Here is a 22,649-nt window from a genome sequence, read left to right on the forward strand (position 1 = left end):
GGTCCTGAATTATGCAAGCAGGAGCAGATGGGGGCAAGAGTGTCAGTTGCGCAGCTCACAAAATCCTGGGGAAGAGGACGGGGTTCGCGTGTCGTGGAACACGGTCTGACCTGGGAAAACAGGGTTCCGTCGCAGGTGGGGAGGCCCGGGTAAAAATCCTGGTTCCGGTCAGGACGCGAGGACCGCCAGCCGGTCGCTGATGCGCGCCGCGGTGCGCCGGACGGCGTCGGTGACCTGCGGAACCTCCGTTTCGGGCACCCGGTGCGACAGCGCCGCGACGCTCACCGCGGCCACGACGCCGCCGTCCGCGTCGCGGATCGGCGCGGCCACGCCCAGGACGTCGGCGTCCAGCTCGCCGCGCGTGACGGCCGCGTCGTCGGCGCGGATGCGTTCCAGGCGCTCCCGCAGCACGTTGACGTCGGTGACCGTCGCGCCGGTGAACCTCGGGAGGCCGTGCTGGGCGACGATCTCGTCCACCTCCGGCTCGGACGCCCACGCCAGCAGCACCAGCGCCGCCGCGCCCGCGTTGATCGGCAGGACGTGCCCGCGCTCGTAGGAGAGCCGCACCGGGTGGTCGGTCTCCTCGCGCTCCAGGCACACCACGGACCCGCCCGCGCGGCGGGTCAGCAGCACCGTCTCGCCGATCTCCTCGACGAGGTCGCGCATCAGCGGCCGGGCGATCTCCGAGAGGCCGAGGCCCTTGCGCGCCAGCCGCGCCAGCTCGAACACGCGCGGGCCGAGGCGGTACCCGGCGGGCCGGTGCTCCTCGATGAAGCCCGCCGCCGAGAGGCTCTGCAGGTACCGGTACGCCGTGGACCGGGCGACGCCGAGCGCGTCGGCGACGTCCTGACCGCCGACGACGAGCCGGTTGTCGTCGAAGAGCTGCAAGATGTCGAGCGCGCGCTCGGCCGTGGAGTTCCGCTCGCGATAACCGCTCGACCGTTGGGATCGTTGTCCTGTCATACAGGAAGTCTAGGCCGCCGCCCCTCCCGAAACACCCCCCAGAGCAAACCCGCCACCCACGCATCACGCAAATCCCGGAACAACACCCGCGCCCGACCATGCGCGCGGTCCGCCATGCACGCAGTCAAGCGGGCGGGCGATCGAGCGGGCGGGCGATCGAGCGGGCGGGCGGGCGGGCGATCGAGCGGGCGCACGGTCGATCCGCCGGGCGAGCAGGCGAGCGGCGGACGAGCGGGCGGGTGGGTTCGGTGGTGGCGTGTGCGGGTGGTCAGCGGGACGCGCGGGCGGCGACGATCGTGGAGACCGTCTTCTCCAGCGCGTACGCGGGGTCGGCGGCGCCGCCCTTCACCGCGGCGTCGGCCTCGGTGACGGCGGTCAGGGCGCGGGCCACGCCGTCGCCGGACCAGCCGCGGAGCTGGCGCTGGACGCGCTCGATCTTCCACGGCGGCATGCCGAGTTCCTTGGCCAGCCCGGCGGCGCGCGCTCCGCGCGGGGCGCCGCCGACCTTGGCGAGACCGCGGACGCCCTGCGCGAGCGCGCTCACGATCAGGACCGGCGGGACGCCCGTCGACAGCGCCCAGCGGAGCTGTTCCAGCGCCTCCGCGAGCTGCCCGTCGATCGCCCGGTCCGCGACGGTGAAGCCGCTGACCTCGGCGCGGCCCCGGTAGTAGCGGGCGACGGCCGCGTCGTCGACCTTCCCGCCGGTGTCCGCGACGAGCTGGCTGCACGCGCCCGCCAGCTCCCGCAGGTCGTTGCCGACCGCCTCCAGCAGCGTGCGGGCGGCGTCGGCGGAGATCTTGCCGCCGGAGCCGCGGATCTCCGCGCGGATGAAGTCGACCCGCTCCCCCGCCTTGGCGATCCTGGGGCAGGCGATCTTCCGCGCGCCCGCCTTCGCGAGCCCGTCCACCAGGGCCTTGCCCTTGGCCCCGCCGTGGTGGACGGCGACGAGCCGCACGTCCTCGGCCGGGCTCTTGGCGTACCGCAGCACCTCGGCGGTGAGGTCCTTGCCGAGATCCTGCGCCGCGCGCAGCACGATGACCTTCCCGCCGCCGAACAGCGACGGCGAGGTCAGCTCGGCGAGCCGCCCCGGCTCCAGCGCCCCGGGCGCGAGGTCGACGACCTCGGTGTCGGGGTCGCCGGACCGCGCGGCGGCGACGATCTCGCCCACGGCCCGGTCGACGAGCAGTTCCTCGTCACCGACGATCAAAGTCAGGGGTTCCGGCGCCATCCCGACAGCATGCCACGGCCGCCCCCGTCCCCCGCCCCGCTCCAGCGGTCCCGGCGGCCGGTCAGTGGCGGGAGACCTCGGTTATCCCTCCCCTCGTGCGGACGATCGCGATGTCGCCCTCGCGGTCGGTGCGGTAGGCGCGAACGCCCAGGGACGCCAGCGTGTTCAGCGTGACCGGCGACGGGTGGCCGTAGTCGTTGTCGCGGCCCACCGAGACCAGCGCGAGGCGCGCGCGGGACGCGGCGAGGAACGCGCGGTCCTGGCCGCGCGAGCCGTGGTGCGGGACCTTCAGCACGTCCACCGGCGGGACGGACGCGGCGAGCGGCGCCTGCGCGTCGTCCTCGACGTCGCCGGGGAGGAGCGCGGAGAACCCCGGTCGGCGCGCCACCAGGACCACGCTCGCGTCGTTGATCGTCCGGCCGTCGTCGTCCGGGGCCAGCCGGGGTTCGGCCGAGCCGGGGGCGAGGACGGTGAGCGCCAAGTCGCCGACGCGCCAGGTCTGGCCCGCCGCCGCGAGCGCGAGCGGCAGGCCGCGCGCCAGGGCGGCGGTGCGGCCGGGGCCGCGCGGCGTCGTCAGGACGAGCCGTACGGTCCGGCCGGACCGCACGCCGGGCAGCCCGTCGACGTGGTCGGCGTGCGGATGCGTCACGACCAGCAGCGGCACGTCGCGGACGCCGAGCCGGTCGAGGCAGCCGTCCACCGGCCGCGGGTCCGGCCCGGCGTCGACGACCACCGCGCGGCCGGGTCCGGCCGCGAGCACGAGCGCGTCGCCCTGGCCGACGTCGCACGCGACCATGACCCAGCCGGGCGGCGGCCAGCCCGGCGCGACGGCCCGCAGGACGACCGCGCCGCCGACCGCCCCGACCAGCACGCCGACCACGACGACCGCCGCCGGGACGAGGAGCCGCCGGTGCCGCAGCACCAGCGCGCCGAGCCCGCACACCGCCAGCACGCCCGCCGCGCCCGCCGGACCGCGCGGCCAGGGCAGCGACGCGAACGGCAGGTTCGCGAACGCGCGGGCGGTGAACGTCACCCAGCCCACCGCCCACCCGGCCGGGACCACGACGAGCCGCGCGACGGGCAGCGCGACCGGCGCGGTGAGCGCCCCGGCGAATCCGAACAGCGTCGCGGGCGCGACGACGGGCGCGACCAGCAGGTTCGCCGCCACCGACAGCACGCCCAGCCGACCCGACAGCATCACCAGCACGGGCGCGACCGCGACCTGCGCGGCGGCGGCGACCGCCACCGCCTCCGCGACCGGGCCGGGCAGCCGCCGCCGCAGCCGCGCCCGCCAGACCGGCGCGAGGACGAGCAGCCCCGCCGTGGCCAGCACCGACAGCGCGAACCCGTACGAGCGGGCGAGCGCCGGATCGAGCAGGACGAGCACCACGACCGCCGCGCCGAGTGCCGGGAGCCCGCGCCGCTCCCGGCCGCCGAGCAGCGCGGCGAGCCCGACGAGTCCCATCACCGCCGCCCGCAGGACGCTCGGGTCCGGCCGCGCGACCAGCACGAACAGCGGCACCGCGCCCGCCGCGAGGACCGTCGCGACCCGGCCCCCGAGACCCACGACGCGGCATAACGCGAGCACCGCGCCGACGACGACCGCCAGGTTCGCGCCCGACACGACGAGGAGGTGGGTCAGCCCGGCCGTGCGGAAGTCCTCCGCGAGGCGCGGGTCGAGCCCGGAGACGTCCCCGACGACCATCGCGGGCAGGACGCCGCGCTGGTCGGGCGGCAGCCGCGCGACCGCCGCCCGCAGCCGCGCCCGGACGGTCCCCGCGAGACGCTGCGCGGCCGAGGGACCGGCCCGGATCTCCGGCGGCCCGCGCACGATGACCACGGCCGCGATGAGATCACCGCCGCGCGGCGGCGTGAACCGCCCCTCGAACCGCACCCGCACGCTGGGCCCGACCGCAGCCCACCGATCATCGGACGCGATCAGCAGCACGGGCACCCGGACTCGCACCCGCCGCCCCGCGAACCCCACGGCCTCGGCCCGCGCCCGCGCGATGACCATCCGCCGCCCCGGCCGCCGCTTCACCACCGGATCACCGGTGACGACGGCCTCGACGACACCCCGCCCGCCCTCCCGCGCAAGCTCGCGAACCGGTCCGCTCCCCACGGCGGCGACCCGCAGCCCCACCCCGACGGCCGAAGCCGCAACACACACCAACGCCACCCCAACCCCAACGAACCCGCTCACACCACCCAGCCCAACTCCCCCACTCCCACCACGCACCCCACCCAACAAGCCATCCGACACCACCCGCGCCCCGCCCAACCTCACCCGCACGCGCCGAGCGCCAGACGCCACGCCGCGCGATGTCTCGGGCGCCCCTCGCCCCCCAGTCGGCGAGCCGCCCGACAGCACCCGCGCCCCGCTCGACCTGGCCCGCGCACCGCGAGCGCCAGGCGACGCCTTCCGCACCTCAGCCGACAAACCACCCAAAGCCCCCAGCGCTCCGTCCGGCCCCGACCGCGCCCTGGCCGTCGCAACTCGCGCGCGCCACAGGAACAGCGGTGCCGCGACGGTCGCGATCCCCGCGACGGCCCAGATCACGGCCGCCCGAGCGCCCAGCGTCACCGCCGCCGTGGCCCATACCGACACCGCAGGCACGATCAGCCGCAGATCAGCGGGCCCTGCCCCCGGGTCGAGCGCTGGGTCTCGGCTCCCATCCGGCAGCGCCGCCCCCAGGTCATGCGCTGGGTCTCGGCTCCGATGCGGCTCCGGGTCGGGTCGCTTGTCCAAGGCGCCTCCCGAGTCGGAGCCAGCGCTCGCGCTCGGACGAGAACCGACGTCCGTGCGCGACGCCAGCTCGGAGGGCAGCCCGGTTCCCGCGTGCGGACGGGCGTCCGGGACCACGTCCGAAGCGGCTCGGCCGACCCCGCCCGGGTCGGCCCGCGAGGCAGGGGCAGGCGGTGAGCGGTCGGGCGCCGGGTCCTCGCGTGAGCGGGTCATGTTCGGACTCGTTGTCTCAGGTCGGCGAAGCGGCGTTCGCCTATCCCGGAGACCTCGCGCAACTGGTCGACCGAGCGGAAGCCGCCGTGCTGGGTGCGGTAGGCGAGGATGCGTTCGGCCAGGACCGGGCCGACGCCGGGGAGTCGTTGCAGGTCGTCGGAGGTGGCGGTGTTGAGGTCGATCGGGGCGGAGTCCGTCCCGCCGGCCGGTCCGCTGCCCGGAACGGCGCCCGGGGCCGGAGGCGGGATCGGGCTCGCACCTGGGACGCCTACCGGGATCTGTTCACCGTCCACCACCGGGCGAGCCAGGTTGAGGGGGCCTGTGCCCGCACCGGGGCGAGGGCCGCCCGCCGCGCGGAGGGCGTCCGCCACACGTGCGCCCGCAGGCAGGGTCACGACGCCCGGATGGCGGACCTTCCCTAGGACGTGGACGAGCACCGTCGAGCCGGACGAGGACGGCGTGGCCGGACCCACCGGAGCCGACGCCCCGGGGCCTGACACCAGTGCCGCCGCCGGAGCGTCCCGGCCCGGTGTGGGATCGGCGGCCGTGCGCGGACGCGCCAACCACAGGAACAGCAGCGCCACCAGCACCGCGAGCACCCCGGCCGAGACCAGCACCCGTGCCCCGCGCGCGCCCGGCGACCAGAGCCGACCGGGCGGCTCTGGGCCGACGCGCAGACGGCCCGACGGAGGCAGTCCACTCGGGGCCTCCGAAGAACCGGACGCACCCGAAGAACCCGGCCCACCCAAGGTTCCCGAGGCATCAGGAACCCCCGAAGCGAGCGACGACGGCAGAGACGAGCGAAGACGTTCGGAGAGTCGCATGCCCGCGACGCTAGGCACCCGCCCCGACGCCGCGCGAAATCCGGCGGAGGCTGTGGATAACCCTCAGAGCTGCGGCGCGACCACGACCCCCAGCATCCCCGGCCCCACATGCGCGCCGATCACCGGCCCGACCTCCCCGACGTACACGTCCTCCACGTCCGGGATCCGCGCCCGCAGCCGCTCCGCCAGCGCCTCCGCCCGCCCGGCCGCCGCCAGATGCTGCACCCCGAGGTCCACCCGCCGCTCGCCGGCCTCCGCGACGACGAGCTCTTCGAGGCGCGCGAGCGCCCGAGCCGACGTGCGCACCTTCTCCAACGGCGCGATCCGCCCGTCCTGAATTCCGAGCAGCGGCTTCATCATCAGCGCCGACCCGAGCAGGTTCGCCGCCGCCCCGATCCGCCCGCCGCGTCGCAGGTGCTCCAGCGTGTCGACGTAGAACAGCGACCGCGACTCGTCCGCCCGCCGCAGCGCCGCCGCGGCGGCTTCCTCGGCGGACGCCCCCCGCAGCGCGAACGCGGCGGCCGTGAGCGCCGACAACCCGAGGCCGAGCCCGATCGTCCCCGAGTCCACGACGTGGACGGGAACGGGCGCGGACTCGGACGCGAGCCGGGCCGCCTCCACCGTCCCCGACATCTCGGCCGACAGATGCACCGAGACGATCGCGGTGACGCCCCGCTCCCCCACCGCCCGGTACGTGTCGGCGAACCGCTCCGGCGCGGGCCGGGACGTCGTGACGGGCTTCCACTCGCGCAACGCCTGCGCCGCCTCGGCCGTGGTGATGTCGTTCTCGTCCCGCACCGAGCCGCCCACGGAGATCTGCAGCGGAACGACCGTCACCCCGTGCCGCTCGGCGAGCCCCGGCGGCAGGTAGGCGGTGGAGTCGGTGATGACGGCGACCTCGGTGCGCGGGGCACCGTCAACGCTTCCCATGCAGGGAGCGTACACAAAGGACCGATTCGGGATATTTCTGGTGAATTACGGCTGGACGGGAACTCCGCCGCGCCACACCCGCAACGCCCGCAGCCCGAACGACCACGCGAACGCGCCCTCGTGGTCGGCGTCCCACAGCACGATGTCGGCGAGCATGCCCGGCGCGAGCGAGCCCCGGTCGCCCGCGTGCAGCGCCGCCGCCCCGCCGAGCGTCGCGGCCCGCAGCGCCTCGTTGACCGTCATCCCGTACATCGCGACGGCCAGCCCGATGACCAGCGGCATCGAGGTGATGCCGCACTGCCCGGGGTTGTGGTCGGTGCCGAGCGCGACGGTGACGCCCCGGTCGAGCATGGACCGCACGGGCGCGGGCGGCCGCGCCGCGTTCAGCCCGCTGCCGGGGCAGACCGTCGCGGTGACGCCCGCGTGCGCGAGCGCCTTGACGTCCTCCTCGGTGGCCTCGGTGAGCAGGTCGGCGGACGCGCAGCCGACCTCGGCGGCGACCTGCGCCGCGCCGATCCGCTCGTGGGCGCAGGCGTGCATCCGCGCCCGCAGCCCGGCGCGCTTGCCGGTGAGCAGCAGCGCCCGCGCCTCCTCGGCGCTGAAATGGCCCTCGTCGCAGTACACGTCGATGGACTGCGCGCCCGCCGCGGCCGCGTCGCCCGCCCACAGCCGGACGGCCTCGATGTAGTCGCGGCGGCGGCCGAAGTACTCGGGCGGCAGGATGTGCGCGGCGAGGAACGTCTTGTGGATGCGCGGCATCGACGGCTCGCTCTCCAGCGACTGCAGCAGCCGGATGTCGGCCAGCTCGCCGTCGCGGGTGAGGTGGTAGCCGGTCTTGGCCTCGACCGTCGTGGTGCCCGCGTAGATCCACTGCCGGAGGCGTTCGCGGACGCCGTTGCACAGGGTCCACGGGTCGGTGCCGCGCGTCACGGTGACGGTGGAGTTCACGCCGCCGCCCGCCGCGGTGATCGCCGAGTCCGACGAGCCGCTGGTGCGCATCGCCAGCTCGGCCCAGCGGTTGCCCGCGTAGACCGGGTGGGAGTGCGCGTCGATCAGGCCGGGCGTGACCAGGCCGCCGCCGAGGTTCTCGACGTGGTCGACGTCGACGATGTCGTCGATGACGCCCGGCACGCTCTGCGGCAGGTCCGACGCGGTCCCGGCCCAGACGATGCGGTCGTCGTGGATGAGGACGGCGGCGTTGCTGCAGACGTCGGTGCCCGTCCAGAGCCTGCCGATGTTCGTCAACAGCCGTACCGTCATGGGATCACCGGCCGACGCGGGAAGGGGCGCCCAGGGGCGCGGCGGATGCGGGGGGTGCTGCCGGCGGGAGGTGGTGGGCGCCGCCCGCTCTCGTTCCGGGTCCTGCCATAAGAGAGGCCACCTGCTCTCGATCCGGAGCGCCGACTGGGTGCCGGCGGAACCACCTGGGAGGTACGGGTGGCCGGCCGACCACCGCGAGCAACGAGACCGTAGATATCGGTTTCGTCACGGTAGTGTACCGAGGGTCCCGCCGACAACCTCTGCGCCGCGAACGTCTCGCGCGGCGCGGAAGTTCCCGGTGCTCACCCTACGGAGCGGGATCACGCGGTCAAGCGGAATCGGGAAGATGTCACCGATCGGAAATCGACCCGGCCCGGTGTCCACCGGGCCGGGCCGTGCCGTTCCGCGCGCGTCCGCGCCGGTCAGCCGGTCAGCGGGGCGCGCCCGCCGCCTCGAACCGGCGCAGTTCGCCCGCCAGGTCCTCCGGGACGCGCGCGTGCAGCGCGGTCCCCTCGGACCGGTGCTCCTCGGCGATGATCTCGCCGCGCTCGTGGACGCGGGCGACCAGGTCGCCGCGCCCGTAGGGGACGAGCACCCGCACCTCGTGCTCGAGGCCGGGCAGGTTCTCCTCGATCGCGGCCCGCAGCTCCTCGATCCCCGCCCCGGTCCGGGCGGACACCACGACGCTGCGCGGTTCGAGCCGCCGCAGCCGGGCGACGGCGAGGTCGTCGGCGGCGTCGGCCTTGTTGATGACGACCAGCTCGGGCACCCGGTCGGCCCCGATCTCGCGCAGCACCGTGCGGACGGCGGCGAGCTGCGCCTCGGGGTCGGGGTCGGAGCCGTCCACGACGTGCAGGACGAGCCCGGCGTCGGACACCTCCTCCAGCGTCGAGCGGAACGCGTCGACGAGCTGGTGCGGCAGGTGCCGGACGAACCCGACGGTGTCGGCGAGCGTGTAGGCGCGCCCCCCGGCGGTCTCGGCGCGCCGGACGGTGGGGTCGAGGGTGGCGAACAGCGCGTCCTCCACCAGGACCCCGGCCCCGGTGAGCCGGTTGAGCAGCGAGGACTTGCCCGCGTTGGTGTAGCCCGCGATGGCGACGGCGGGGACGGCGTTGCGCCGCCGCTCGCCGCGCTTGGTGTCGCGGGACTTGGCCATCTCGTCGAGCTGGCGCCGCAGCTTGGCCATCCGGGTGCGGATGCGGCGGCGGTCCAGCTCGATCTTGGTCTCGCCGGGGCCGCGGCCGCCGATGCCGACGCCGCCCGCCGCCCGTCCGCCGACCTGGCGGGACAGGTTCCCGCCCCAGCCGCGCAGGCGGGGCAGCAGGTACTCGAGCTGCGCGAGCTCGACCTGCGCCTTGCCCTCGCGGCTCTTGGCGTGCTGGGCGAAGATGTCGAGGATCAGGGCGGTGCGGTCGATGACCTTGACGCCGACGACGTCCTCCAGGTGCCGGAGCTGGCTGGGGGCCAGCTCGCCGTCGCAGATGACGGTGTCGGCGCCGGTGGCGATGACGACGTCCCGCAGCTCGGCCGCCTTGCCGGAGCCGATGTAGGACGCGGGGTCGGGCCGGGAGCGGCGCTGCACGAGGCCCTCCAGGACCTCCGAGCCGGCGGTCTCGGCGAGCAGCGCCAGCTCGCGCAGCGAGTTGTCGGCCTGCTCGGCGGTGCCCTCGGTCCAGACGCCGACGAGGACGACGCGCTCCAGGCGCAGCGCCCGGTACTCGACCTCGGTGACGTCGGTGAGTTCGGTGGAGAGCCCGGCGACGCGCCGGAGCGCCCGGCGGTCCTCCAGGTCCAGTTCCCCGGTCATGGGGTCGAGGTCGGCGTCGAAGGAGTCGGGGCGCGTGGTTTCGTCGAAAGGTTGAGTCATATGTCCTCTGTGCAACGCCGCTGGGCGGCCGTGTCTTCCCGGGATCGTCTCACGCGCGGTCTGGGCCGGTCATCCGATTAACGGCCCGGTCGCCGCCCGCGTTACCGCGTCGGGGCCGCGGGCACGGCGGTGAGACGGAGACCGCTTTGACCGCGCCCGGTACCGCCGAGTAGCGTTCTCCACAGAACAGAAGTGGAATTTCACTAGACGAAAGGGCAGGCGGATGGCTGCACGCGACGGGCTCGAAGTCACCGGCCCTCTGGGCGAGCGGTACGAGGAGATCCTCACCCCCGAGGCGCTGGACCTGCTGGCGGTGCTGCAGCGCGAGTTCGGCGCGCGGCGCAAGGAGCTGCTGGCGGCCCGGCGGGAGCGGCAGGCGAAGCTGTCGGCGGGCGGGACGCTGGACTTCCTGCCGGAGACGGCCGAGGTCCGCGCGGACGACTCGTGGCGGGTCAACGACCCCGCGCCGGGCCTGGAGGACCGCCGCGTCGAGATCACCGGCCCGACGGACCGCAAGATGACGATCAACGCGCTCAACTCGGGCGCGAAGGTGTGGCTGGCCGACTTCGAGGACGCCAACACCCCGCTGTGGGACAACATGATCGAGGGGCAGCTCAGCCTCCGCGACGCCCTCGACCGCACGATCGACTTCACCGACGCCAAGAGCGGCAAGACCTACGCGCTCAAGGCCGACGAGGAGCTGGCGACGATCGTCGTCCGCCCGCGCGGCTGGCACATGGAGGAGAAGCACGTCCTGGTGGACGGCGAGCCGATGTCGGGCTCCCTGTTCGACTTCGGGCTCTACTTCTTCCACTGCGCGCGCCGCCAGCTCGCCAAGGGCAAGGGCCCGTACTTCTACCTGCCGAAGATGGAGTCGCACCTGGAGGCGCGCCTCTGGAACGACGTCTTCAACCTGGCGCAGGACGAGTTGGAGATCCCGCGCGGCACGATCCGCGCGACGGTCCTGATCGAGACGATCCCGGCCGCGTTCGAGATGGAAGAGATCCTGTACGAGCTGCGGGACCACTCGGCGGGCCTGAACGCGGGCCGCTGGGACTACCTGTTCTCGGTCATCAAGAAGTTCCGCGACCGCGGCGCCGACTTCGTCCTGCCCGAGCGCAACGCGATCACGATGACGGCGCCGTTCATGCGCGCCTACACCGAGCTGCTGGTCCGCACGTGCCACAAGCGCGGCGCGCACGCGATCGGCGGCATGGCGGCGTTCATCCCGTCCCGCAAGGACGAGGCCGTGAACAAGGTGGCGCTGGAGAAGGTCCGCGCCGACAAGACCCGCGAGTCCGGCGACGGGTTCGACGGCTCCTGGGTCGCGCACCCCGACCTGGTCCCGGTCTGCCGCGAGGTGTTCGACGGCGTCCTCGGCGACAGGCCGAACCAGCGCGACCGGCTCCGCGAGGACGTCAGGGTCTCGGCCGCCGACCTGCTCAACATCAAGGCGACGCCGGGCGACATCACCGAGGCGGGCCTGCGCGGCAACGTCGACGTGGCGCTGCGCTACCTGGCGACGTGGCTGAACGGCTCCGGCGCGGTCGCGATCCACAACCTGATGGAGGACGCGGCCACCGCCGAGATCTCCCGGTCCCAGGTGTGGCAGTGGATCTACAACGGCGTCTCCACCAAGGAGGGCCGGAAGATCACCAAGGAGTGGGTGGAGCAGATCCTCGACGAGGAGCTGGCCAACATCCGCGCCGAGCTGGGCGACGCCTTCAACGAGCCGCGCTACAACCAGGCCGTGACCCTGTTCAAGGAGGTCACGCTGGCGGACGAGTACTCCGAGTTCCTGACGACCCCGGCGTACGTCAGCTTCCCGTAGCCGCGTCGGCTTCACCGGTGTTCAGCACGGCCGCCCCGGGGCGTTCCCCGGGGCGGCCGGACGCACGGCTCGGGAGGGGCGAGGGATGGGAACTCCGCTGGATCGGCTGGCCGCGCGGTTCACCGCGCTGCTCGGCCGCGACTCCGTCATCGACGACCCGGTGCGGCTGCGCACCTACGAGTGCGACGGGCTGACGACCCACCGGGCGTCGCCGGGCCTGGTCGTGCTCCCGGAGACCGCCGAGGACGTCGCGGCGGTGGTGCGGGACTGCGTCGCGGCGGGCGTCCCGTACGTGGCGCGCGGGTCGGGGACGGGCCTGTCGGGCGGCGCGCTGCCCCGCACCGACGGCGTGCTGATCGTGACGGCCCGGATGCGCCGCATTCTCGAGATCGACATTCCGAACCAGCGCGCGGTGGTCGAGCCGGGCGTGATCAACCTGGACGTGACGCGGGCCGTCCGCCCGTACGGCTACTACTTCGCGCCGGACCCGTCCAGCCAGCAGATCTGCTCGGTCGGCGGGAACGTCGCGGAGAACTCCGGCGGCGCGCACTGCCTGAAGTACGGGTTCACCGCCCACCACGTGCTGTCCTGCGAGGTCGTGACGCCGGACGGCGAGATCGTGGAGCTGGGCGAGGGGCCGGGCTACGACCTGCTCGGCGTGTTCGTCGGGGCCGAGGGGACGCTCGGCATCACCACCAAGATCACCGTGCGGCTGACGCGGGTGCCCGAGACCGTCCAGACGCTGCTGGCGGCGTTCACCTCGATCGAGGCGGGCGGGACGGCGGTGTCGGCGATCATCGGCGCGGGCGTGGTCCCGGCGGCGATCGAGATGATGGACGCCCTGTCGATCGAGGCGGCCGAGGCGGCGGTCGGCTGCGGCTACCCCGAGGGCGCGGCGGCCGTGCTCATCGTGGAGCTGGACGGCCCGGCGAGCGAGGTCGCGCACCAGTTCGCCGAGGTGGAGCGGCTGTGCCGGGACGCGGGCGCGTTCGAGGTGCGGATCGCCGCCGACGACGCCGAGCGGGCGCTGATCTGGACGGGCCGAAAGTCCGCGTTCGCCGCCGTGGGCCGGATCAGTCCCGCCTACCTGGTGCAGGACGGCGTCATCCCGCGCACCGCACTGCCGCGCGTGCTGGCGCGGATCGACGCGCTGTCGGCCGCGTCGGGCGTGCGGGTCGCGAACGTCTTCCACGCCGGGGACGGCAACCTGCACCCGCTCGTCCTGTTCGACGACGCCGAAGAGGGCGCGGCCGAGCGCGCCGAAGAGGTGTCCGGCGCGATCCTCGACCTGTGCGTGGAGCACGGCGGGTCGATCACCGGTGAGCACGGCGTCGGCGTGGACAAGGCCCGGTACATGCCGCGAATGTTCACCGACACGGACCTGGACACGATGCAGATGGTCCGCTGCGGCTTCGACCCGGCGGGCCTGTGCAATCCGGGGAAGGTCTTCCCGACGCCCCGGCTGTGCGGCGAGGTCCCGGGCGTGAAGAAGGGCCCGCATCCGCTGGTCGCCGAGGGGAAGGCGGAGCTGTTCTGATGGACGCGCTGAAGATCCTCGCGGAGGCGTGCGCGGACGTGCGGCCCGCCGAACCGGACGACGCGCCCTGGGCGGCGCGCTTCACCGCCGCGCCCGCCGACGCCGGCGAGGCCGCCGCGCTGCTGCGCGCGGCGGCGGACCTGGGCCTCGCGGTCGTCCCGCGCGGCGGCGGGACGCGGCTGCGCTGGGGCGCGCCGCCGACCCGCTGCGACCTGCTGGTGGACACGCGCCGGATGGACCGGATCGTGGAGCACGCGGCGGGCGACCTGGTCGTCACCGCCGAGGCCGGGACGCCCCTGGCGGTGCTCGGCGCGGCGCTCGCGGAGCACGGGCAGCGGCTGTCGCTGGACGGGCAGCCGCCCGGCGCGACGGTCGGCGGCGCGGTCGCGTCCGGCGCGGCCGGGCCGCTGCGGCTGCTGTACGGGTCGCCGCGCGATCTGGTGATCGGGCTGACGATCGTCCGGGCGGACGGCGCCGTCGCGCGGTCGGGCGGCAAGGTCGTGAAGAACGTCGCGGGCTACGACCTCGGGCGGCTGTTCGCCGGGTCGTCCGGGACGCTCGGGCTGATCGTTTCGGCGACGTTCCGGCTGCACCCGGTCCCGGAGGCGCGGGCGTTCGTGTCGCGGACGTTCGCCGGGCCGGGCGAGGCGCACGACGCCGTCCAGCGCGTCCTGCACAGCCCGGCGTACCCGGCGGCGGTCGAGTGCTCGTCCGCCGCGGGCCACCGGGTGGACGTGCTGCTGGAGGGCGTCGCGAACGGCGTGCCCGACCGCGCGGCGGCCGTCGCGGACCTGCTCGGCGGCGGGACCGTCGCGGCCGGACCGCCGTCCGGCTGGGCCGAACTCCCGGCGGGCGGCACGCTGGTCCACGCGTCCGTTCCGCCCGGTTCGCTGCGCGACCTGCTCGCCGTCCCGCTCCCGGCGGACGCGGCGCTGGCGTGGTCCGCGAGCGGCCACGCGCGCGTCGTCCTGCCCGGCGGAACGGCCCCCGGCCGGGTCGCGGACGCCCTCGCGGCGCTGCGGGCGCTCGGGAGCGCGGTCGTCCGCGACGCCCCGCCGGACGTCCGCGACGCCGTGGACGTCTGGGGCGAGATCCCCGGCCTGGCCCTGATGCGCCGCGTGAAGGACCAGTTCGACCCCGACCACCGCCTGTCCCCGGGCCGTTTCGCGGGAGGAATCTGACGATGACCGCCGCCGATCCGCCGCGCGACCGGCCGAGCCTGCTCGGCGACTGCGTCCACTGCGGCTTCTGCCTGCCGACCTGCCCGACGTACGTGCTGTGGGGCGAGGAGATGGACTCGCCGCGCGGCCGCATCCACCTGATGGCGCAGCGGGAGGAGGGCGCGCCGCTGTCCCCCGAGATGGCGGGGCACTTCGACGCGTGCCTGGGCTGCATGGCGTGCGTGACGGCGTGCCCGTCCGGCGTCCAGTACGACCGGCTGATCGAGATGACGCGCGCCGAGGTCGAGGCGGAGCATCCCCGTCCGCTGCGCGAGAAGCTGCTGCGCGAGGCCGTGTTCAGGCTGTTCCCGTACCGGCGGCGGCTGCGGGCCGTGCGCGGGCCGCTGCGCCTCTACCAGCGGTCGGGGCTGCCCGCGCTGGTGCGCCGCAGCGGCGTGCTGGAGCGGATCTCGCCGTCCCTTGCCGCGATGGAGCGGCTCGCGCCGCCGCTCGGCCCCGCGCCCCGGCTGCCCGAGCGCGTGGCGGCGCGCGGGACGCGGCGCGCGACGGTCGGGATGCTGACCGGCTGCGTGCAGGGCGAGTTCTTCCCCGGCGTCAACGCCGCGACCGCGCGCGTGCTGGCGCTGGAGGGCTGCGACGTCGTGATCCCCCGCGACCAGGGCTGCTGCGGCGCGCTGTCGCTGCACTCGGGACGCGCGGAGGAGGCGGCCGCGTTCGCGCGCGCGACGATCGCGGCGTTCGAGGCCGTGGACGTCGTCGTGGTGAACTCGGCGGGCTGCGGCTCGTCCATGAAGGACTACGCCGACGTCCTCGCCGACGACCCGGCGTGGGCGCGGCGCGCGGCGGCGCTGTCGGCGAAGACCCGCGACTTCGCCGAGTTCGTGGACGAGCTGGGACCGCGCGCCGAGCGGCACCCGCTGCCCGTCACCGTCGCCTACCACGACGCCTGCCACCTTTCGCACGCGCAGAAGATCCGCAGCCAGCCGCGCCGCCTGCTCGCGGGCATTCCCGAACTGGCCGTCCGGGAGATCGCGGACCCGGACGTGTGCTGCGGCTCCGCCGGGACGTACAACCTGTTCCAGCCGGAGGCCGCCGCGCGGCTCGGGGACCGCAAGGCCGGGTCGGTGCGCGCGACGGACGCGGAACTGCTCGTCGCCGCCAACCCCGGCTGCTCGATGCAGATCGCGACCGCGCTGCGGCGGCAGGGCGCGGACATCGCCGTCGCGCACACCGCGCAGGTGCTGGACGCGTCGCTGCGCGGGCTGGGACGCGGCGCGCTCGTCGGTTCCGATTCATCCACGGATAACTAGACCCGCCCGCGTTTTTGTGGGTTAGGGACGGGTAGGGCCTGTCGATCCGGCTTCCGGTATCGTGTCCTGCCCTGCCCAGCTTCGCCGAGGGAGCCCTGGGAACACGATGTCCTCCCCGACCAACACGCCGAACCGCCACCGCTCGCACCGACGGCGCAAGAAGAGCGGCGGCAACGCCGGGAAGATCGGAATCGCCGGCGCCGTCACCGGCGTCGTCGCCATCGCGGCCGTCGCCGGCGGCTTCGTCCTGCTGCGCCCGGACGGCGACGACGAGTCGCCCGTCACGCCCCGGTCCGCGACCGGACCGAAGGGCGGCGACGGCGGCCTGCCGTCCGTCAAGGCCCCGGCGACCGGCGGCCAGCAGACGTTCAACACCCCCGAGGGGTACGGCTACGCGCTCGGCGCGACGAAGGCGGGCGTCACCACGACGCCGCCGAAGACCGCCGAGAACGCCCCGGGCGGCTCCCGGTTCGCCTACGCCGAGTACGTCCTCACCAACACCCAGCGCCGCCCGGTGCTGCTGGACTACCCGGCCGACCTGTTCCTGCCGCGCTCGCAGGTGGACGGCAAGTACCTGGCGCGGTGCATGCCGCAGCCCGGCATCCCGGACTCGATGTGTACGCTCCCCAACCACAGCGCGGTCATCGCGCGCGTCGGGGACGCGTCCGCGCCCGTCCAGGACGACGGCGACACGATGATGCCCGCCGGGGCGTCCTACGTCGTGCGGATCGCCACCGACCTGCCCGTGAAGAGCGGCGTCAAGCCGGGCGACCTGCGGCTGTACGTGTGGAACGCCCGCTACACCAGCGAGCGCAAGGGCATCCCGCTCGACTTCCCGTAGTTCACGGCCGGGTGAAGCCGATGTCCTCGTAGGCGGGTTCGTAGAACCCGTTCGCGCCGAGGTTGGCCAGCCCGCGCCGCACCGCGACGATCTGCGGCCGCTGGTACAGCGGCAGCACGGTCGCCTCCCGCCAGATCAGGCGGTCCGCCGCGTCCAGCAGCGCGCGGGCGCGGTGGCCGCCCGCGACGGCCGCGCCCGCCCGGTCCATCGCCGCGTCGATCTCGGCCGTGCCGTGCCGCGCGTAGTTCTGCTGGAGGCCGCCCGCGCCCGGCCGCGCGAACACCGACCGCAGCGCCGACAGCGGGTAGGCGGTGCCGAGCCAGGTGAACGGCACCAGGTCGAAGTCGCCCGCCGCGACGTACCGGTCGAACAGGTCGTCGGCGGGGACGGTCCGCACGTCCACCCGGATTCCGACGCGCTGGAGCATCGCGCGGGTCAGCTCGCCCTCGGGCTTGGCGCCGGGCACGCCCGCCGGGACCACGAACCGCAGCGCCAGCGTCCGGCCGCCGCGCGTCCGGTAGCGGCCGTGCCGCCGCCATCCGGCCGCGTCCAGCAGCCGCCGCGCGGCGGCCGGGTCGTAGCGGCCGAGCGCGCCGGAGTTGTCGCGGTAGCCGGGCTGGGTGTTGACGAGGAAGTGGCTGCCGAGCGTCCGGGCGGGCCAGCACAGGCCCGCCAGGTCCGAGCGGGCCAGGGCGCGGCGGTCGATGGCGAGGGTCACCGCGCGGCGCACCCGCACGTCCGCCAGCGCGGGCCGGGCCGCGTTCAGCGTGATCTGCCGCCAGTCGGGGCCGCCGGCGCGGCGCACCGACGCGCCCGGCACGGACGCGACGCGACGCAGCGCCGCCGCGTCCATCCCGACGTCGATCAGGTCGATCTCGTCGTTGGCGAACGCGCCGGGCATCGCGCCGCCGTCCATCGCGCGGAACACGATCCGGTCCAGCTCGGCGGGCCGCCCCCACCACGCCGGGTCGCGGACGAGCGTGACCGTCTTCTGCGTCCGGTCGATCCGGCCGACGCGGAACGGTCCGGCGGTGACGGGCATCCGGTTCCGGAACGCGGCGTCGAACGCGGCGGGCGTCGCCATCGCCGACGCCGGATAGAGCGGGCTGAACAGGCTCCGCCAGTCCGCGTACGGCTGCGCGAACTCGACGCGGACCTCGCCCGGGTCCGGCCCGGCCGAGACGCGCGCGATCTGCCGGTACCCGGTGACGGTCGCGACGCGGAAGCGCGGGTCCGCGCCCGATAGCGCGCGGGCCTGCGCGGCGAAGTCGGCCGCGCCGATCGGGCGGCCGTCCGACCAGCGCGCGCGGGGGTTCAGCCGGTACGTCACGACCTGGCGCGGCCGCAGCCGGGTGACGCGCGCGGACAGCAGGTACTCGGGGACGGGACGCGGGACCGCGTCGGCGTCCGCGCGCATCAGCACCGGCAGCACCGCGCGGACGACGACGCCGACCGCGCTCTTGCTGCCGTCCGCGTGGTGGACGTTCCACTGCGCGGGGAACTCCGCGAGCGGCCAGCGCAGCGTGCCGCCGGTGCGGACCTCCGCGCGCGACGCCGGGTTGACGTCGAAGGCGGGCGGCCCGCCGCCCGCGAACGGGCGCGGCGCGGCCGCGTCCCCGCACCCGCCCGCCGAAACCGCCACGAGCAGGCCGACGAGCAGTGGCACGGGCAGTCGCACGGGCAGCGGCACGGGCAGTGGCACGGGCAACCCGCGCGGGACCTTCACGGCGGCCCCGGCGGATGGTGGCACGCGGCGCTGCGGTCCACGGCGGGATCGGGCGCGGCCAGCTCCGGGACGGCCCGCTCGCAGCGCGCCCGCGCCACCGCGCCGCCCCGCGCGCCCAGCTCGTCGCCCGCGGCGGGCAGCAGCGCGGGCGCGGCCAGCGCCGCGTACCGGGGGCAGCGCGGCCGGAACGGGCAGCCCGCGGGCGGCGACGACGGGTCGGGCGGGTCGGCCAGCAGCGTCCGCCGCCCGCGCCGCCCCGCCGGGTCCGGCGCGGGCACCGCGTCCAGCAGCGCCCGCGTGTACGGATGCGCCGGGGACTCGTACACCGCGTCGGCCGCGCCGATCTCCACGATCCGCCCCGCGTACATGACGGCGACGCGGTCCGCGACGCGGCGGACCACCGCCAGATCATGCGCGACGAACACGTACGCCAGGCCGAGCCCGGCCCGCAGGTCCTCCAGCAGGTCCATGATCTGCGCCTGCACGGACACGTCCAGCGACGCGACGGGCTCGTCGAGCAGCAGCAGCCGCGGCTCCAGCGCCAGCGCGCGGGCGATCGCGACGCGCTGCCGCTGGCCCGCCGACAGCGCCGCCGGATAGCGGTCCGCGTGCGCCTGCTCCAGCCCGACCAGGCCCAGCAGCTCCGCGACGCGGCGCGGGACGGCCGCCCGCGCCACCCGGTGCGTGCGCAGCGGCTGCGTCAGGATGTCGCGGACGCGCATCCGGGGGTCCAGCGACGTCGCCGGGTCCTGGAACACGACCTGGAGGTCCCGGCGCAGCGCCTTGCGGACCTTCGGCGACAGCGCCGCGACGTCCCGGCCGAACACCGCGATCCGGCCGCGCTGCGGCCGCTCCAGCCGCAGGATCTCCATCAGCAGCGTCGTCTTGCCGCAGCCGGACTCCCCGACCAGGCCCAGCGTCTCGCCCGCGCGGACCTCCAGCGACACCCCGTCCACCGCCCGGACCGCGCCCGCCGCGCGCCGCGCGAACGCCCCGCGCGGCGGGAAGTGCCGGGCCAGGCCGCTGATCCGCAGGACCGCCGGGCGCTCGGCGCGCGGCGGGCGGCGCGGCGGGGGCGGCGCGGGGACGGCCGGGAACACCCGGCCCGCGTCGAGCGTCGCGGCCGTCCGCACGCACGCGGCGCGGTGCCCCGCCCCGACCAGCACCGCCGCCGGGGCCGCGCGGTCGCACTCGGGGCCGCCGATCGGGCAGCGCGGCCGGAACGGGCACGGCGTCGGCGGGCCCCCGGCGGGCGGCGGCGCGCCGCCGATCGGCGCGGGCCGCGCGCCGCGCTCGCGGGGCGCGTCGAGCCGGGGCAGCGACCGCAGCAGCCCGATCGTGTACGGCATCCGGGGCCGCCGGTACACGTCCCCGACCGGCCCGGACTCCACCTCGCGGCCCGCGTACATCACCACGACGCGGTCCGCGAGGTCCGCGACGACGCCGAGGTCGTGGGTGATCAGGACGATCGCCGCGCCCGTCGCGTCCCGCGCGACCCGCAGCACGTCGAGGATCTGGGCCTGGACGGTCACGTCGAGCGCGGTCGTCGGCTCGTCCGCGACGATCGCGACGGGGTCGTTGGCGATGGCCATCGCGATCATCACGCGCTGCCGCATGCCGCCGGAGAACTCGTGCGGATGGGCGCGGGCGCGCCGCGCCGCGTCGGGGATGCCGACGAGGTCCAGCAGCTCCACGGCCCGCGCCCGCGCCGCGCGCCGCGTCGCGCCCGCGTGGATCTGGATCGTCTCGGCGATCTGGTCGCCCACCGGGTGGACGGGCGTCAGCGCCGACAGCGGGTCCTGGAACACCATCGCCAGGTCCCGGCCGCGCACCCGCGCCAGCTCGGCGTCGGACCGGCCGAGCAGCTCCGCGCCGCGCAGCCGCACCGACCCGCGCGCCCGCGCGCCCGCCGGGAGCAGCCCGAGGACGGCGAGCGCCAGCGCGGACTTGCCCGACCCGGACTCCCCGACGACGCCGACGACCTCGCCGCCCTCGACCGCGAGGTCCAGGCCGCGCACGACGGGCACGTCCGGCGGGTAGACGACGTGCAGCCCGCTGATCTCCAGCACGCTCACGCCGCGTCCTCCCGCTTCCCCGGCGCGCGCGCCGCCGGGGCCCGCACCGCGCACAGCGCCTGCGGCACCCCGTCGCGCGGCCCCCGGCGCGGCGCGCGCCCGGCGCAGCGCGGGACGGACGGGTCGAGGGCGTCGCGCAGCCCGTCCCCGAGGAGGTTCACCGCCAGCACGATCAGCACCAGCGGCCCCGCCGCCGACGCGAACAGCCACGGGTACGCGGGCGCGGCCCCCCGCGCGTCCGCGATGAGCGTGCCGAGCGACGCGTCGGGCGGCTGCGCGCCGAACCCGAGGTAGGCCAGCCCCGCCTCGGTGATGATCGCCAGGCTCACGTTCAGCGCCGCGTCCACGACCAGCAGCGACGCCAGGTGCGGCAGGATGTGCCGGACGATCACCCGCACCGGCCCGACGCCGAGGAACCGGGCGGCGCGCACGTAGTCGCGCTCCTTGAGGGACAGCGTCATCGCCCGCACCATCCGCGCGGTGATCATCCACAGGAACGCGGCGATGACCAGCACCACGCCCGTCCCGCCGCCGAGCGCGGGCGACAGCACCGCGACGGCCAGGAACGACGGCAGGACGAGCAGCAGGTCCACGCCGAACATCAGCAGCCGGTCCACCCAGCCGCCGAGGACCCCGGCCGTCATCCCGACCGCCGCCGCGACGCCCGTCGACAGCACCGCGACGAGCAGCCCGATCAGCAGCGACTTGCGCATGCCGCGCAGCGTCAGCGCGAACAGGTCGCGGCCGCTCTGCGTCGTCCCGAACCAGTGCCCGGCGGACGGCGGCGCGCGGAACGCGGTGAAGTCCGTCTGGTCCCAGCGCCACGGCGCGGCGAGCGGCCCGAGGAACGCGACGGCGAACAGCGCGGCGAGCAGGACCGCGCCCGCGACGGCGCGCCGGTTGCCGGGCGGGCGGGTCATGCCCGCGCCCGGACGCGCGGGTCGAGCAGGCCGCGCAGCGCGTCGGAGGCCAGCCCCGCCAGCAGCACCGCGACGGCCGCGACGACGTTGGCGGCCGCGACGACGTTGACGTCCCCGCGCAGGATGGCGTCCACCACCCACTCGCCGAGCCCGTGCCACCCGAACACCTGCTCGGTGAACATCCCGGTGAGCAGCAGCACCCCGACCGTGTACGCGAAGTAGGTGGTCAGCGGGATCAGCGCGGTGCGCACGCCGTGCCGCAGCAGCGCGTCGCGGCGGCGCAGCCCCTTGGCGCGCGCGGTGCGGACGTAGTCGGCGCCGATGACGTCGAGCATCATCCCGCGCTGGTACCGGCAGTAGACCGCGAGCTGCGACAGCGCGACGACGACGGTCGGCAGCGCGAGGTGCCGGACCCGGTCGCCCACCGCGCCGAGCGCCCCGAACGCGCCGCCCGCCGCGCCGGGGCTGGACTCCCCCACCCACTCCACGAACTGGACGCCGGTGGCCTGGTCCACGGCGGCGGCGGCGATCTGCAGCAGCGGGGCCAGCACGAACACCGGCACGGCGAGCAGCAGGAACGACCCGGCGGTGACGAGCCGGTCGGCGGCCGTGCCGCGCCGCGCCGCCGCGTACGCGCCGAGCAGCACGCCGCCCGCGAACCCGAGCGCGCTCCCGGCGGCGAGCAGCCGCACGCTGACCCACAGCCGCCGCCACAGCTCGGCCGCGACGGGCTCGCCGCGCAGCGTGCGGCCGAAGTCGCCGCGGACGATCCCGGCCGCCCAGACGCGGTACCGCTCGGCCAGCGGCTCGCGGTCGTCGAGGTTCAGCCGCCGCAGCGCGGCCCGGTCGGCGGGGGCCGCGGGGGCCGGTCCGGCGGCCGGTCCGGGCGGGTCCGGCCGGGGGTGCAGCGACGCCGCCGCGAGCAGGTAGGCGAGGCTCGCCGCCACCACCGCGAGCACCGCGTGCCCCGCCAGCCGGCGCACCAGGAACCTTCCCATCCCTCCCCTTCGCCACAGGACGGTAACGAAATGCTACCGCCCGGTCACGGATTGGTGGGGTGGAATGCCGCAACGCGTAAAAACCGCCGGACAGCGGGGGTGCGCGGCGGACACCGGGGCGGCCGGGCATGATCCCACCTCTCGGGCGCGCGTCGTACCGCCGCGAGCGAACCCGCAGGTCACAGCCTTGTCCTCACGT

The 22,649-nt window shown here is 75.6% G+C and carries 16 protein-coding genes; 5 read left to right on the top strand and 11 right to left on the bottom strand.

Annotated elements, in window-relative coordinates; all coding sequences use genetic code 11:
• Positions 1 to 168: 168 nt before the first annotated feature.
• The 7 genes from G339_RS0125780 to hflX form a co-directional block, all read right to left on the bottom strand.
• Positions 169 to 963 (bottom strand): IclR family transcriptional regulator, encoded by a 795-nt coding sequence (locus G339_RS0125780; RefSeq protein ID WP_026341778.1) that lies wholly within the window; start codon positions 961 to 963, stop codon positions 169 to 171.
• Between the two features lie 268 nt (positions 964 to 1,231).
• On the bottom strand, positions 1,232 to 2,191 hold the full coding sequence (holA, locus tag G339_RS0125785) for a DNA polymerase III subunit delta (protein ID WP_019633954.1): 960 nt from the start codon (positions 2,189 to 2,191) through the stop codon (positions 1,232 to 1,234).
• A gap of 61 nt (positions 2,192 to 2,252) precedes the next feature.
• Complete coding sequence (locus G339_RS0125790) at positions 2,253 to 4,361, bottom strand: ComEC/Rec2 family competence protein (protein ID WP_240489903.1); 2,109 nt, start codon at positions 4,359 to 4,361, stop codon at positions 2,253 to 2,255.
• 785 nt (positions 4,362 to 5,146) lie between these two features.
• Positions 5,147 to 5,767 (bottom strand): ComEA family DNA-binding protein, encoded by a 621-nt coding sequence (locus G339_RS38180; RefSeq protein WP_240489904.1) that lies wholly within the window; start codon positions 5,765 to 5,767, stop codon positions 5,147 to 5,149.
• Between the two features lie 270 nt (positions 5,768 to 6,037).
• Positions 6,038 to 6,904, bottom strand: coding sequence for a DegV family protein (locus G339_RS0125800; protein ID WP_019633957.1), 867 nt, complete (start codon positions 6,902 to 6,904; stop codon positions 6,038 to 6,040).
• 45 nt (positions 6,905 to 6,949) lie between these two features.
• Complete coding sequence (gene hutI / locus G339_RS0125805) at positions 6,950 to 8,164, bottom strand: imidazolonepropionase (protein ID WP_019633958.1); 1,215 nt, start codon at positions 8,162 to 8,164, stop codon at positions 6,950 to 6,952.
• A 430-nt stretch (positions 8,165 to 8,594) separates the two neighbouring features.
• A complete protein-coding gene (gene hflX / locus G339_RS0125810) occupies positions 8,595 to 10,031 on the bottom strand; it encodes a GTPase HflX (RefSeq protein ID WP_019633959.1) in 1,437 nt (478 codons plus the stop codon).
• Positions 10,032 to 10,254: 223 nt separating this feature from the next.
• Here hflX and aceB point away from each other — a divergent pair, with 223 nt between their 5' ends.
• The 5 genes from aceB (at position 10,255) to G339_RS0125835 (ending at position 16,731) form a co-directional block, all read left to right on the top strand.
• Complete coding sequence (gene aceB, locus G339_RS0125815) at positions 10,255 to 11,862, top strand: malate synthase A (RefSeq protein ID WP_019633960.1); 1,608 nt, start codon at positions 10,255 to 10,257, stop codon at positions 11,860 to 11,862.
• An 85-nt stretch (positions 11,863 to 11,947) separates the two neighbouring features.
• Positions 11,948 to 13,399 carry an FAD-linked oxidase C-terminal domain-containing protein gene (locus tag G339_RS0125820; protein ID WP_019633961.1) on the top strand — a complete coding sequence of 484 codons (1,452 nt, stop codon included), beginning with the start codon at positions 11,948 to 11,950 and terminating at the stop codon, positions 13,397 to 13,399.
• Positions 13,399 to 14,580, top strand: coding sequence for an FAD-binding oxidoreductase (locus G339_RS0125825; RefSeq protein WP_019633962.1), 1,182 nt, complete (start codon positions 13,399 to 13,401; stop codon positions 14,578 to 14,580). The genes G339_RS0125820 and G339_RS0125825 overlap by 1 nt, the downstream gene beginning before the upstream one ends.
• A gap of 2 nt (positions 14,581 to 14,582) precedes the next feature.
• Complete coding sequence (locus G339_RS0125830; RefSeq protein ID WP_019633963.1) at positions 14,583 to 15,890, top strand: (Fe-S)-binding protein; 1,308 nt, start codon at positions 14,583 to 14,585, stop codon at positions 15,888 to 15,890.
• Between the two features lie 106 nt (positions 15,891 to 15,996).
• Positions 15,997 to 16,731, top strand: coding sequence for a hypothetical protein (locus tag G339_RS0125835; RefSeq protein ID WP_019633964.1), 735 nt, complete (start codon positions 15,997 to 15,999; stop codon positions 16,729 to 16,731).
• A 1-nt stretch (position 16,732) separates the two neighbouring features.
• On the opposite strand, the gene G339_RS0125840 is transcribed toward G339_RS0125835, so the two are convergent.
• From G339_RS0125840 to G339_RS0125855, 4 genes are read right to left on the bottom strand one after another with little or no spacing between them, the layout of a single operon-like run.
• Positions 16,733 to 18,433, bottom strand: a complete 1,701-nt coding sequence (locus G339_RS0125840; protein WP_240489905.1) for an ABC transporter family substrate-binding protein — start codon at positions 18,431 to 18,433, stop codon at positions 16,733 to 16,735.
• 20 nt (positions 18,434 to 18,453) lie between these two features.
• Entirely contained in the window at positions 18,454 to 20,532 is a 2,079-nt protein-coding gene (locus G339_RS0125845) for a dipeptide ABC transporter ATP-binding protein (protein WP_033324385.1), read from the bottom strand.
• Positions 20,529 to 21,452: an ABC transporter permease gene (locus tag G339_RS0125850; RefSeq protein ID WP_019633967.1), complete on the bottom strand. Its 924-nt coding sequence runs from the start codon at positions 21,450 to 21,452 to the stop codon at positions 20,529 to 20,531. Before G339_RS0125850 ends, G339_RS0125845 begins: the two co-directional genes overlap by 4 nt.
• Positions 21,449 to 22,450, bottom strand: coding sequence for an ABC transporter permease (locus G339_RS0125855; protein ID WP_019633968.1), 1,002 nt, complete (start codon positions 22,448 to 22,450; stop codon positions 21,449 to 21,451). Before G339_RS0125855 ends, G339_RS0125850 begins: the two co-directional genes overlap by 4 nt.
• Positions 22,451 to 22,649 lie beyond the last annotated feature (199 nt).

Origin of the sequence: Actinomadura atramentaria DSM 43919 (assembly GCF_000381885.1) — a bacterium.
GTDB classification, from domain to species: domain Bacteria; phylum Actinomycetota; class Actinomycetes; order Streptosporangiales; family Streptosporangiaceae; genus Spirillospora; species Spirillospora atramentaria.